Annotated in this window: 13 protein-coding genes; 3 read left to right on the top strand and 10 right to left on the bottom strand. The window is 67.2% G+C overall.

Going from position 1 to position 12514, the window contains the following annotated elements:
* Positions 1–3585, top strand: a complete 3585-nt coding sequence (locus IHE46_RS16080; RefSeq protein WP_192165825.1) for a M1 family aminopeptidase — start codon at positions 1–3, stop codon at positions 3583–3585.
* Positions 3586–3665: 80 nt separating this feature from the next.
* Here IHE46_RS16080 and IHE46_RS16075 read toward each other — a convergent pair whose 3' ends face one another.
* The 6 genes from IHE46_RS16075 to IHE46_RS16050 form a co-directional block, all read right to left on the bottom strand.
* Positions 3666–3992: a DUF2845 domain-containing protein gene (locus tag IHE46_RS16075; protein ID WP_192165823.1), complete on the bottom strand. Its 327-nt coding sequence runs from the start codon at positions 3990–3992 to the stop codon at positions 3666–3668.
* A gap of 246 nt (positions 3993–4238) precedes the next feature.
* Complete coding sequence (locus IHE46_RS16070; protein ID WP_192165821.1) at positions 4239–4676, bottom strand: PA2169 family four-helix-bundle protein; 438 nt, start codon at positions 4674–4676, stop codon at positions 4239–4241.
* 174 nt (positions 4677–4850) lie between these two features.
* Positions 4851–5603: a DUF2884 family protein gene (locus IHE46_RS16065; protein ID WP_192165819.1), complete on the bottom strand. Its 753-nt coding sequence runs from the start codon at positions 5601–5603 to the stop codon at positions 4851–4853.
* 143 nt (positions 5604–5746) lie between these two features.
* Positions 5747–6280, bottom strand: a complete 534-nt coding sequence (locus tag IHE46_RS16060; RefSeq protein ID WP_192165817.1) for a hypothetical protein — start codon at positions 6278–6280, stop codon at positions 5747–5749.
* Positions 6280–6837 carry a peroxiredoxin gene (locus IHE46_RS16055; RefSeq protein WP_192165815.1) on the bottom strand — a complete coding sequence of 186 codons (558 nt, stop codon included), beginning with the start codon at positions 6835–6837 and terminating at the stop codon, positions 6280–6282. Before IHE46_RS16055 ends, IHE46_RS16060 begins: the two co-directional genes overlap by 1 nt.
* 94 nt (positions 6838–6931) lie before the next feature.
* The gene (locus IHE46_RS16050; protein WP_192165813.1) at positions 6932–7390 is read right to left on the bottom strand and encodes a hypothetical protein; all 459 of its coding nucleotides are present in this window, start codon (positions 7388–7390) and stop codon (positions 6932–6934) included.
* A gap of 189 nt (positions 7391–7579) precedes the next feature.
* Between IHE46_RS16050 and IHE46_RS16045 the strand changes: the two genes are divergently transcribed.
* Positions 7580–7993: a universal stress protein gene (locus IHE46_RS16045; protein ID WP_192165811.1), complete on the top strand. Its 414-nt coding sequence runs from the start codon at positions 7580–7582 to the stop codon at positions 7991–7993.
* Positions 7994–7999: 6 nt separating this feature from the next.
* On the opposite strand, the gene IHE46_RS16040 is transcribed toward IHE46_RS16045, so the two are convergent.
* The 3 genes from IHE46_RS16040 to IHE46_RS16030 all read right to left on the bottom strand — a co-directional run bounded on the left by IHE46_RS16040 (position 8000) and on the right by IHE46_RS16030 (position 10184).
* Positions 8000–8452 carry a DUF6491 family protein gene (locus IHE46_RS16040; protein ID WP_192165808.1) on the bottom strand — a complete coding sequence of 151 codons (453 nt, stop codon included), beginning with the start codon at positions 8450–8452 and terminating at the stop codon, positions 8000–8002.
* Positions 8453–8514: 62 nt separating this feature from the next.
* Complete coding sequence (locus tag IHE46_RS16035) at positions 8515–9246, bottom strand: hypothetical protein (protein ID WP_192165806.1); 732 nt, start codon at positions 9244–9246, stop codon at positions 8515–8517.
* A 62-nt stretch (positions 9247–9308) separates the two neighbouring features.
* A complete protein-coding gene (locus tag IHE46_RS16030; protein ID WP_192165804.1) occupies positions 9309–10184 on the bottom strand; it encodes a LytTR family DNA-binding domain-containing protein in 876 nt (291 codons plus the stop codon).
* A gap of 158 nt (positions 10185–10342) precedes the next feature.
* Between IHE46_RS16030 and IHE46_RS16025 the strand changes: the two genes are divergently transcribed.
* Complete coding sequence (locus IHE46_RS16025) at positions 10343–12172, top strand: FAD-binding oxidoreductase (protein ID WP_192165802.1); 1830 nt, start codon at positions 10343–10345, stop codon at positions 12170–12172.
* A 19-nt stretch (positions 12173–12191) separates the two neighbouring features.
* On the opposite strand, the gene IHE46_RS16020 is transcribed toward IHE46_RS16025, so the two are convergent.
* The gene (locus IHE46_RS16020; RefSeq protein WP_192165800.1) at positions 12192–12497 is read right to left on the bottom strand and encodes a DUF3247 family protein; all 306 of its coding nucleotides are present in this window, start codon (positions 12495–12497) and stop codon (positions 12192–12194) included.
* Positions 12498–12514 lie beyond the last annotated feature (17 nt).

The following is a 12514-nucleotide window of genomic DNA, read 5'->3' as shown; positions in this document are numbered from 1 at the left end:
ATGTTCTTCGAGATCCTCCGCTTCGAACTGCGCCAGCAACTGAAGGCGCCGCTGTTCTGGATCATCGCCGCGGTGTTCGCGGGGCTGGCTTTCATCCTCACCTGCACCGACGCGGTGATGGCGGGTGGCGCCAGCGGCAACGTGCTGCGCAACGCCCCGCTGGTGATCGTGCGCCTGCTCAACGCGCTCGCGCCGCTGTGCATGCTGCTGGCGGCCGCCTTCGTGGCCGGCGCCGCGCTGCGCGACTTCGACCTCGGCACGTCCGAGCTGGTGTTCTCCACACCGCTGCGCAAGCGCGACTACCTGGGCGGCCGCTTCGCCGCGGGCCTGCTGGTGATGGTGGCGATCATGCTGCTGTGCGCACTGGCGCTGGCCCTGGGCGGCAGCATGCCATGGATCGACGCGGCGCGGCTGGGCCCGTCGGACTGGCGCGGCTACGCGTGGGCATTCGGCGTGATGGTGTTGCCCAACCTGTTGTTCATCGCCGCGGCGCTGTTCCTGCTCGCCACCGCCACGCGCTCGCTGCTGGCTACGCTGATCGGCGTGCTCGCCTTCATCGTGCTGCTGTCCATCGCGGGTCTGCTTACGCAGGACGTGAACCACTACACGCTGGCGGCCATCCTCGACCCGTTCGGCAGGCGCACGCTGCAGATCGTCACGCGCTACTGGACGCCGGAACAGACCAACCGCCAGCTGCCGCCGCTGGAGGGCCTGCTGCTGTTCAACCGGCTGCTGTGGACCGGCGTCGCGGTAGTACTGGCCGGCACCGCGTTCGCGCTGTTCCGCACCGACCGCGAAGGTATCAGGCTGCGCCGCCGCACCAAGCGCGCCGAGCCGCCGATGCTGCGCCCCGCCTTCATGGCCAGCGCGATGACGCTGCCCGCGGCACGCCTGGCCAGCGACTGGCGCGCGCGGCTGGTCCAGCTGTGGCACCTTGCGGTATTCGACACCTGGAGCGTGCTGCGCGGCGTGCCGTTTCTGGTGATGGTGGCCTTCGGCCTCATCAACCTCGTGTTCTCGCTGGCGCTGAGCGGACGCATCTACGGCACCGCCACATACCCGGTGACGCACAGCGTGCTGGACCTGGTCGCCGGCAGTTCGCACTGGCTGCTGTACGTAATCGTGATGTTCTATGCCGGCGAGCTGGTGTGGCGCGAACGCAGCCAGCACAGCGCCGAGGTTAGCGATGCGTTTCCGCTGCCCGACTGGATCTCGCTGGCCGCCAAGCTGGGCGCGCTGCTGGCGGTGATCGTGCTCTACATGCTGGCCGGCGCCGTGTTCGGCATCGGTTGGCAGCTGGCCCACGGCTACACGCACATCCAGCCCGGGCTCTATCTCGGCATGCTGGGGCTGCAGGCCATTCCGATGCTGCTGCTGGCGGCGCTGGCGCTTTTCCTGCAGGTGGCCACCAACAACCGCTACCTCGGCTACCTGCTGGTGATCCTCTGGTTCGTCAGCCAGTTCGCCCTGTCATGGCTGCACTGGGACCACAACCTCTACAACTACGCCGGCGCACCCGACGTACCGTATTCGGACCTGAACGGCTTCGGCCACTTCCTGGTCGGCGCGCTGTGGTTCTACGCCTACTGGGCCTGCCTGGCGCTGGCCCTGGCGCTGCTGTCCGCGCTGCTGTGGGTGCGCGGCACCGAGCGCAGCTGGGCGGAGCGGCTACGCGAGGCTCGCTCGCGCATGCGTCCCGCCCTGGCAACGGTGCTGACCCTCGCATTGCTCGGCTTCGTCGGCCTCGGCGGCTGGATCTTCTACAACACCAATGTGCTCAACCATTACGAGAACGCCACGACGCAACAGCGCAAGCACGCCGACTACGAAAAACAGTACGCGAAATACGCCGACCTGCCGCAGCCGCGCATCACCGCGGTGAAGGCCGACGTGGATATCCATCCGTACCGGCGGCAACTGCATATCCATGCGCACTACACCCTGGTCAACCGGCACGACGTGCCTGTCACCGAGCTGCTGGTGAACTACACCGACGGTTTCGAACCGAAGACGCTCGCGTTCGCCCCGCACGATACGGAGAGCTTCGACCATCGCCTAGGAGTGGCCATCTACAAGCTCAAGACGCCGCTGGCGCCCGGCGCGTCGATGCCATTCGACTTCGACCTCGACTACGCCCCCAAGGGTTTCACCAACGGGGTCGGCGAGACTTTCCTGGTGCACAACGGCAGCTTCTTCAACAGCTCGGTGCTGCCGCATTTCGGCTACCAGACCAACGAACAGCTCACCGACCGCAATGACCGTCGCAAATACGGTTTGAAGGGCGATGCGCCGCGCATGCCCAGGCTGGGCGACGAAAAGGCGCGCGCCAACACCTACATCGCCAACGATGCAGACTGGATCGACTTCGACACCACCGTCTCCACGTCCGCCGACCAGATCGCCCTGGCGCCCGGCACGCTGGTGAAGGAATGGACGCAGGGCGACCGCCGCTACTTCCACTACACGATGCAGCAGCCGATGCTGCCGTTCTTCGCCTGGCTGTCGGCGCGCTACGCGGTGAAGACCGTGGACTGGAAGGGCGTAGCCATCTCGGTCTACTACAACCCCGACCATGCCTGGAACGTGGACCGGATGATCGAGGGCATGAAGGATTCGCTGGACTACTACGACGCCCACTACACGCCGTACCAGTTCAAGCAGCTGCGCATCGTGGAGTTCCCCGACTACGCCTCGTTCGCGCAGAGCTTCGCCAACACCATCCCGTTCTCCGAATCCATCGGCTTCATCGCCGACCTGCGCGACACCAGCCGGATCGACTACGTGTACTACGTGACGGCGCACGAAGTGGCGCACCAGTGGTGGGCGCACCGCGTGATCGGTGCGGACATGCAGGGCTCGACCATGCTTAGCGAGTCGTTGTCGCAGTACAGCGCGCTGATGGTGATGAAGCAGAGGTACGGCGCCGACCAGATGCGCAAGTTCCTCAAGTACGAGCTGGACAGGTACCTGGCCGGCCGCAGCACCGACAAGGTGGCCGAGGAGCCGCTGGCGAAGGTGGAGAACGAGCAGTACATCCACTACAACAAGGGCTCGGTGATCTTCTACGCGCTGCAGGACTACGTCGGCGAGGACAGGCTGGACGCCCTGCTCAAGCAGTTCCTGGTCGACAAGGGCTTCCAGCCGCCGCCCTACACCACCTCGAAGGAATTCATGGATGCCCTGTCTGCCGGGCTGGAGCCGCAGCGGCAGCCGCTGCTGGACGACTTCTTCTGGAAGATCACCCTGTTCGACGACCGCATGCTCAGCGCCACCGCGAAGAAACTGCCCAATGGCAAGTACGCGGTGACGATGAAGGTGCACGCCGGCATGACCCATGCCGACGGCAAGGGCAAGGAAACACCGGCCGCGCCCAACATCCCCATCGACATCGGCGTGTTCGCCGCCTCGCCCGGCGACGGCAAGGACGGCAAGCCGCTGTATCTGGAAAAACGCCTGCTGCCCGATGGCGACAGCACCCTCACCGTCACCGTGGATGGCAAACCCGCCATGGTCGGCATCGACCCGTACAACGAGCTGATCGACAAGGTGCCGGACGACAACCGCATGACGGTGACGGTGGAATAGCCACGCCTTCAGTCAGTGCCGCGTTGCGCGCGATCCGTCGCCTCGCCGCATGAAGCTGCGCCGGAGGTCCGGCACCGAGCTCAGCGGCTGCGCTCGTCGATATCGCTGACGCGCCCGTCGACCAGAGTGATCACGATCACGTGACCATCCTGGCGGTACTGCCATTGCTCGCCGGTCTTCGTTCCCGCAGCAACGGCGCGCGTGCGCTTCCCGCCACGACTGTTGCCGCCCGTACCGCCGCGGTGCGACTTGTACGAAGGCTTGCCGAGCAGTTCGGCCACCGTGGCCGCGCTGTCGCCGACCACCAGCACGCGATTGCCTACCCGCAGGCTGCTGGAAGCAGCGGCATGGGTGGCATAGGCAAAAAAGACGAGGCCCGACAGGGCAGCCAGCAGACGACGATGCATGATGCGCTCTCCGTGCGAAGGCGCCGCGCGCCCGGTCATGCAGGCTAGTCCGGCCGTCTCGCGGCACGACACAGGCGCACTCCGCCATCCCCGTGGGCGCGGCGCACGCATTCACGTAGTCGTATTCGTCTGCGCCGACATCGCCGGGCGTATCGCTCGCCACCGAACGCTGAGAAAAGCCGCCGGATGGCCCTGACTACGTGAGCCATCGCGACTGCCGATACGGACAGCAAGGCGTCCGAAAAATCAGGAATGCGCTGCGCCGCCCAGGTTGTGCATGTCCAGATGGATGCCGCGCAGGCGTGGCAACTGCCGTCGGAGGTTCCCGGCGGACTCTTCCGGCAACTCGGTGATGGCGCGCTCGAAGGCTCGCAGCAGCGCGGCTTCGTCTTGCGCCAACGCACGGATCCAGACGCTGTCGCGCCGTGCCGCAGCATGCGCCATGGTTTCCACCAGGCGGCCGCGCACTCCCGCGCGCCAACTGCCGTTCGTGCGCGGCGTGCCGCCGGATCGCTCCACTTCATGCTGCAGCTCGACGACAACGGCGGCGAGCGCCTGCGCGTCCTCGTCCAGTACCGCTCGCAAGCCCGGCTCGCCCGCCGCATGCGCGGCACGCCGATACAGGCGGCACAGATCGATGCCGCGGCGGATCAACTGATTGCATGTGGTACGGGTGTCGTTCATCGCGAGTGCCGTCCCGATCGGCTGCCGGGTTAGGTGGCTTCATCCTCCGACACGGCTACTTAGCCGGAGATTAATCCGCGTCGCGGCGGTGGCGGCTGTCGCAATCTCCCGGCGCCTGTTCGCTTCTCTTGCCGCACGCTGCCAATAGGCCTTGGGCCAGCGCTTGGCCAGGGTTCAGCCGCCGATCTGCAACAGATCCAGCTCACGCCCCCGGTTGTCGCGCACCCCCTGCTGCAGAGCGGACAGCTGCCTGAGCGCCGGGCACAGCGCCACGATCTGCGGCCGCAACGCCTGCATCCGCTGGCGCATGCGCGGCTCCAGCTGCGTGGCGAGGTTCGCCGCACGATCGCGCAGGTCGGCAGCGGTCTGCAGGTCGCCGTTCATTGCGGCGTTCAGCGCCTGTTGCCCCAGGTCGCCGGCAACCAGCGGCAACAGGTCGCTTTCGATCCGGCTGACGTACTGGTTCATCGCATCGCCCTGCCAGTCCTTCGTGCTCTGGCTCGCCGCGATGCGCTGCTTGAGATTGGCGGCATCCGCCGCCAGCCGCTGATCCAGCTGGGCGCGCGTATCGGCGCCCAGGCCCATGCTGCCCATTTCTTCGTGCAAGCCCTGCGCCGCGATGTCCACGCCGTGCTGTGCCACTGCGCGCACGCGTGGCGCCAATGCCCGCAGGTCGCGCTCGAACAAGGTGAGGCGATCCTGGTCCTCCGCATTCAGGGGCACCGCTGCGCCATCCACGCTCAAAGCGCCCTGGCTGAGCTCCACCTGCGTGGGTGTGGGCGAAGAGCGATCGAACAGCAAGCTGTGCGGCCGCAACGTCACGTCGTAGCTGCTCGTGGCATGGCAGGTGGCGGCCAGGTCCTGTGCGTGCAAGGGCAGCACGGCAAACAGGGGCAGCAGGAACAGAGGCAGACGGAGGGGGCGCATCGAAAGGGTTCCGCGAACAGGTGACGCAGCGATACCTTCAGCCGAGGCAACCCATGCTGAACACGGGAACATCCGCGATCAAAATATCCTGTCGGGGAGCGTTTCCCGGCACGAAGGCGGCCCCGCCATCTTGGCTTCCCTGCTCAGCGGCGCTGGCGGAACTGCATGCGCGCCGCCGGCGTGCCCAGCCGCCATGCCAGCCAAAGCAGCAGCGGGATGGCGACGGCCTTCAACACCAGCGTGATGCGATAGACACGCCGCGCATGCAGCACCGCGCTGCGCATCAAGGCGTCGCTGCCGAGCTGGGCCAGCGCATCCGCACTGGCGCGGTCGAACTGCGGCCAGCGCGCCAGCATCATGCCTCCGCCGACCAGCGCCCACAGTGCCAGCAGACCGCACGCCACACGCAGCGGCGTACGCGCCCAGGCCTGGCGCAGGATGCACCCGGCGCAGAGCACGATGACCGCGAAGGCCACCACGAAATAGCCCACGTCCCATGCCAGCATGCCATGCAGCGCGGCGCTGTCCGCAGGCGACGCGTCCGCCTGCTGCGCCCACATCAACTGGGCGTGGCCGATGTACTGCACGCAACCGAACGCGGCCAGCAGCAGCAATAACCACACCGCCACGCGCCAGGGAGCGAAACCGCGCACAGCGGGTGCGGAATCCGCCGGCATCAGGGCGCGGCCTTCTTCAGCGTGGCGAGGTCGGTCAGCACCTGGCTGGAATTCGCCTTGGGGTCGACGTCCACATAGACCTTGGCGATCTTGCCCTGCGGGTCGATCAGGAAGGTGGTGCGCTTGGCGTAGTGCATGCCCACCATGCTGCCCAGCACGCCATATTCGGTGGCCGTCTTGCGATCCGAGTCGGCGAGCAGCGGAAACGGCACGTGGTACTTGGCGGCAAAATCCGCATGCGACTTCACGTCGTCCAGGCTCACGCCCACCACCGACGCGCCCGCCTGCCGCAGCTTGGCGACGTCGTCGCGGAAGGTGCAGACCTCGGTGGTGCAGCCGGGCGTGAAATCCTTGGGGTAGAAGTACAGCACCAGCCAGTGGCCCTGGTAATCGGCCGGGCTGCGCCAATGACCATTCTGGTCCTGCAGGCGGAAGGTCGGCGCGGTGGTGCCTGCCTGCGGCATGGCATCGGCGGCAGTTGCGCTGTTTGAGAACGCGGGGGCGGCGAACAGGCCGCAAAGCAGGGTCAATGCAAACAGCAGCGACAGGCGGCGCATGGCGGCACTCCGTGGAACGAGTCGCCCAGTGTACGCCGCCGCACAAACGAAGGGCGCCGTGCGGCGCCCTTCGTTTCCGTCATGCATCCTTCGCTCAACGCGGGCTGATGGTGAAGCGGCCCACCGACACGCCGAGGTTGATGCCCTCGCCATTGCCGGCCAGCGCCAGCGAGGTGGTGCCCTTGGTCAGCACCTGCGCGGTACCGCTCTTCACTATGCCGGCTTCGGCGCCAGCCTGCGCGTAATCGCCAAACACGTCCTTGATGCCGCGCACGTGCGTGATGTCACCGGTGCCATGGTCGATGCGGTACTTGCCGGCGGTGAGGCCGCCGCCGATCACTGCAATCTTCACCGCGGCCTCCTGGCCGTTGTCGCAACGTACGGTGCCGCTGCCTTCGGCGTGCTTGTAGATGATCGACCAACCAGACAGATTGAAGTCGAGGTGGCACTTCACGTTCGCCTCGGCAGCATGGACGGGCGCGACCGGCACGGTGGCCAGAACGCCTGCGCCCAGCAGCAGGGCGGCAGTCAGGACGAGGGTACGCTTGCTCATCGTCGTCTCCTTCGGTTTACGGGGTTGTCGCGGCCCGGCCGGAACTTTCGGCCGGGGGCGCACGAAAGAGCGTCGGCGCAATATCGTGACGGCGATGTGAGCTTCGCGCGCTTTCGTTCATTTTGATGTTTCGCTAACACGACGCGCCCCACACTGCGTTCAACGGCGCCCGCCGCAACAGGAGTGGACATGCCCAAGTATTCGCTGGTCGGTTACGACGGCTCGGACGCGGCGCGCCGCGCCTTCGCGTTCGCGATGGAACTGGCCCGTGGCTGCGGCGGCCGGGTGCGCGTGGTATCGGTGCTGCAGGTGGCCGAAGGCGGCGACACCTGCGCCCTGATGATGACCGACTCCGGCACCCAGCGCATGCAGGAACTCCAGGAAGAACTTGTTGCGCTCGATGCCGACACCGGCCGCCTCGTCGATATCGAACTCACCCACGGCAGCCCTGGCGACGTACTGCTCAGCCAGGTCGACCAGCGCGGCATCGACCACATCGTGATCGGCCACACCGAACGCGGCACGCTGGCGCGCTGGCTGGTCGGCTCGGTTTCCGACAACGTGCTCGCCAGAGCCCACGTGCCGGTGACGGTGGTGCGCTGACCGCGGCTACTGCTGCGGCGCAGTCGTCGCCGGCTCGCGCGGCGCGGACTCGATCTTGCGCTGCGCCTCCTGCTCCAGCTTCAGCCTGGCCACGTCGACCGGACGGATCTTCGTGATGAAGCACGGCGGAAAGCCCCGGCCGGTGATCACCTTGTCGAAATTCACCGACACCTCGCCCGTGAACGCGGTGAGCCCGATGGTGTTGGCGAAACCCAGGTTCGGGCAGTTGCCCACGTCCAGCAGCCACGCGCGGTTGGCCTGCGTATAAACGACGAGCTGGCTATTGCCCAGCGGTTCCCACGAATACAGGTTGTAGAAGTTGAAGCTGCGTACCGGCGCGCCGGCCGCGGCCGCATAAGCGGCCTGGCGCTGAGCCTGCCGCTGCGCATACGGCACGCTGGAACACGCGCCCAATGCCGTCGCCAGCGCGACGACTGCCCACGTGGCTTTGCGGAACATGGCTGCATCTCCTGTCGTCGATGCGCATGGGAACGCGCGAATGACCGGCGGGTGTACCTAAGTTACTTCTTGCCGCCTTTCTTCGGCAGCGCTTGCCACTGGTCGGGCACGAAGCCGCCCACTTCGTAGAGCAGATCCACCTTCTTGCCGTCCTGCATGGTGACGGGCAGGCTGATCTTCTTCGACTTCTGCAGCAGCGCGATGAAACCCTTGTCGTCGCGGATCATCAGCGCCGGCTCGCCCGTGGGCGGCGCATAGGCCTTGATCGGATGCAGCTTGTCGTCGAACTTCGCCGCGACGGTGCAATCGCCCTTGCAGATGAAGCCATGGGTATCGCTGAACAGGAACGCGCTCTGGCCCCAGCTGGTATGCCGGCGCAGCACCAGCCGCACGTGCACGTCGGTGGGCTGGCTGTCGTAGATCGCCGCGGTGGACTGCGTGCCGCCTTCCATCGGCGCCACTTGGTACTGCCACAGCGCGGTGAGCCGCGCCTTCTCGCTGGCTTCCTTCCAGCGCTTCTCGACGTCGGGCAGCGTCTGCTGGACTTCCTTCGCCGCGGCGCTGTTGGGGAAGCGCTGCACGATGTCCTCGCCCATCGACGCCGCCATCTGGTCGTTGTGCATGCTCAGCAGCTTGCGGTAGGCGTCGAGGTTGCGCGATGCCTCGTCGGCCTGCGCCTGCGCCGGTGGCTGCGCGGCATCCGGCGCGGGCGCGCCCTGCGAACAGCCGGCGAGGATCAGTGTGCCGGCAAGGGCGGCGAATGCGTAACGGGAACGAAGCGGCGCGACAGTCATCGGCGAACATCCGGGGCGGAACCAGCGGTTAGCTTGGAACGATCCCGCGCCGCGGCGCAAGCTCATTCGCCCGCGGCAGGGCCGCCATAGCGCTCGCGCAGCGCGGCGCGGTAACGGCGGCTGCACGGAATCGTCGTGCCGTCGCGCAGGCGCAGGCGCGCATCGCCGGTTTCCAGCGGCTCGATCTCGGCGAGGTAGTCGAGGTTGACGAAGTAGCCGCGATGCACGCGCAGGAAACGCGCCGGATCCAACCGCGCCTCGATGCCGGCCATGGTGCTGCGCAAGGGATAGTCGCGCCCGCGCACGTGCAGGTTCACGTAGTTGCCAGCGGCCTGCAGCCACTCGATCTCGCTGGCGTTGACCAGGAACTCCTTGCCCAGCTTGCGCACCAGGAAGCGCTCGGGCCGCTCCACCGGCTCCACCGGCGGACCGTCGTCCGGTTCGACCAGCAGTTTCGCCTCGCCCTGCTGACGCAGCAGCCACAGCCGCGACAGGCAGATCATCGCGACGATGGTGAAATAGCTGCGGATGTCCTTCAGGTACTCGTAGCCGAAGCCCGGCCACCACTCGCCGAAACGGTAGTGCTGGCCGACCGCCGCATAAGCCAGCCTGCGCACCTCGACCATGCCCGCCACGTGCACCAGGCTGAACACCACGCTGGCCAGCAGATGCCACGGCAGGCTGTGGCGCCACGTATCGAAGCGGAACGGCCAGCGCCGCTCCACCGCCTTCACGAAGGGGATCAGCAGCAGGACCAGCAGCGAGCTGCTCGACTCCCACACCCACGGCTCCCAGGCCGCCGTATGGGCATGGTCGATCCGCGCGACGATCCCGTTGAACACGGTGTTGAGGGTGTACAGAACCACCCAGAAGGCGACCTCGACCGAGGGCGGCCACCGCTGAAAATCCCTGTATCCGACATCCGCCTGCTCGTTCATGCCGGCGATTCTACGTGGCTGCGGCAAAATCCCCGCGCAGCCCGTCCCGCACCGGCGTCGGCTCGTCCCTGATGGCCGGCGATCCGTCACTCCACGCTGGGAACAACGGGCACGCCGCACCATGCTGACCGCTGTCCATCCAGCCGGAGCCACCCACGATGAAAAGGCGCGATTTGCTGAAGGCCGCCGCCACCCTGCCCCTGCTGCCCCTGCTGATGCGCAGCGGCACGACCCTGGCGCGCGGCGCCGGCGGCCTCGCGACAACGCTCCGTTCGCGGCTGCGTCCTGGCCAGCCGGGCTGGCCCACGGCCGCGGAATGGGGGCAGCTGAAGCAGCAGGTCGGCGGCCGGCTGCTGAAGCTGGAACCGCCATTCGCCGCCTGTGGCGCGTCGCCGTCGGACAGTGCCTGCGTGCAGGCACTCAAGCAACTGGACAACCCGTTCGCGATGGGCGACAACCCCGCGCTGACCCAGACCAGCGGCTGGGCCGATGCCTGGACTTCGCAACCCAGCGCCTACGCGGTGGCGGCGGAAAGCGCCACCGACGTGGCTGCAGCCGTCGACTTCGCGCGTCGGCATCGCCTGCGACTGGTGGTGAAAGGCGGCGGCCACAGCTACCAGGGCACCTCGGACGCACCGGATTCGCTGCTGGTGTGGACGCGCCACATGAACCAGGTGAGCTTGCACGACGCCTTCGTGCCGCAAGGCTGCACCGGCTTCGTGGCACCGCAGGCGGCGGTGAGCGTGCAGGCGGGCGCCATGTGGATCGACGCCTACCACGCCGTGACCACCCAGGGTGGCCGTTACGTGCAAGGCGGCGGCTGCACCACGGTGGGCGTGGCCGGACTGGTACAGAGCGGCGGCTTCGGCAGCCACTCGAAGCGCTGGGGCACGGCGGCGTCCAACCTGCTGGAAGCGGAGGTCGTCACCGCCGACGGCCAGGTGCGCATCGCCAACGCCCACACGAACCCGGAGCTGTTCTGGGGCCTCAAGGGTGGCGGTGGCGGTAGCCTGGGCGTGGTCACGCGACTGACCCTGCGCACTTTCGAACTGCCCGAATTCCTGGGTGGCATCAACGTCACCGTCAAGGCCGACTCGGATGCAGCCTATCGCGCCCTGATCGCCGAGGCGGTGGGCTTCTACCGGCGCGCGCTGTTCAATCCGCACTGGGGCGAGCAAATGCGATTCTACGGTGGCGACACCCTCGACATTTCCATGTCGGTCCAGGGCCTCACCCAGCAGGAAGTCGAACAGACCTGGGCGCCTTTCCTCGACTGGGTGCGTGCGCGCAAGGATTGCCGCATCACCACACCGTTCCAGGCGCGGCTGGCACCGGCCCGGCACCTCTGGGACGCCGACGTCCTGCGCAAGTACGCGCCGGACGTCATCGTGTCCGACGACCGGCCGGGCGCACCCAGCTATCACATGCTGTGGGCCGGCGATCATGACCAGGCCGGCTGGTTCATCCATGCCTACCAGTCGGCGTGGCTGCCGGCTTCGCTGCTGGAACCCGGGCGACAGGCACAGCTGGTGGAGGCCTTGATCACCGCTTCGCAGCGCTGGGGCTTTTCCCTGCATTTCAACAAGGGGCTGGCCGGCGCACCGGCCGACACGATCGCCCGCGCCCGCGATACCGCCACCCATCCGCAGGTGCTCGATGCGTTCGCATTGCTGATCTGCGCCAACGGCGGTCCACCCGCCTACCCTGGCCTGCCGGGCGCGAAGCCCGACCTGGCCAAGGCGCGGCGCGAAGCGACCGCCATCGACCAGGCGATGGACATCATCCGTGCCGTAGCGCCGGACGCCGGTTCCTACGTCTCGGAAAGCGACTACTTCCTGCGCGACTGGCAGCGGGGATTCTGGGGCGGCAATTACCCGCGCCTCGCCGCGGCCAAGCGCAAGTACGATCCGGATGGCCTGTTCTTCGTGCACCACGGCGTCGGCAGCGAGGATTGGAGCGCAGACGGCTTCACCCGCGTGCGGACCTAGAAAGCGGACCGGCAGGCACTCAGTTTTCGCTGCCCAGCGTGGAGTCGAGGTGCTCCACGCTGGCGATCTCGTCCAGCCACATCCAGCGGTGCCAGTCAGGCTGGTCGGGGCGCTCCAGCCGCAGCTCGCCGTTGATGCCCTGGTGCTGCTCGGTGGGGTCGAAATAAACCTGCACGGTGGCGCGCTCCGCGACCACGCCTTCGCACGCGCCGCCGTCTTTCAGTCGCAGGCGCACATGGCCATTGGCGGGCAGCTCGCTCGCAAGCGCCTGGAGGGCCTGCACGTCCGCCGGGGCGGAATAGACATGTTTGGCGGATCGGCCCATCGGCGCGCTTCTCCTCG

The sequence above is a fragment of the Rhodanobacter sp. DHG33 genome (genome assembly GCF_014843005.1).
Classification (GTDB): domain Bacteria; phylum Pseudomonadota; class Gammaproteobacteria; order Xanthomonadales; family Rhodanobacteraceae; genus Rhodanobacter_A.
This window is presented reverse-complemented; position numbering and strand designations above follow the sequence as displayed.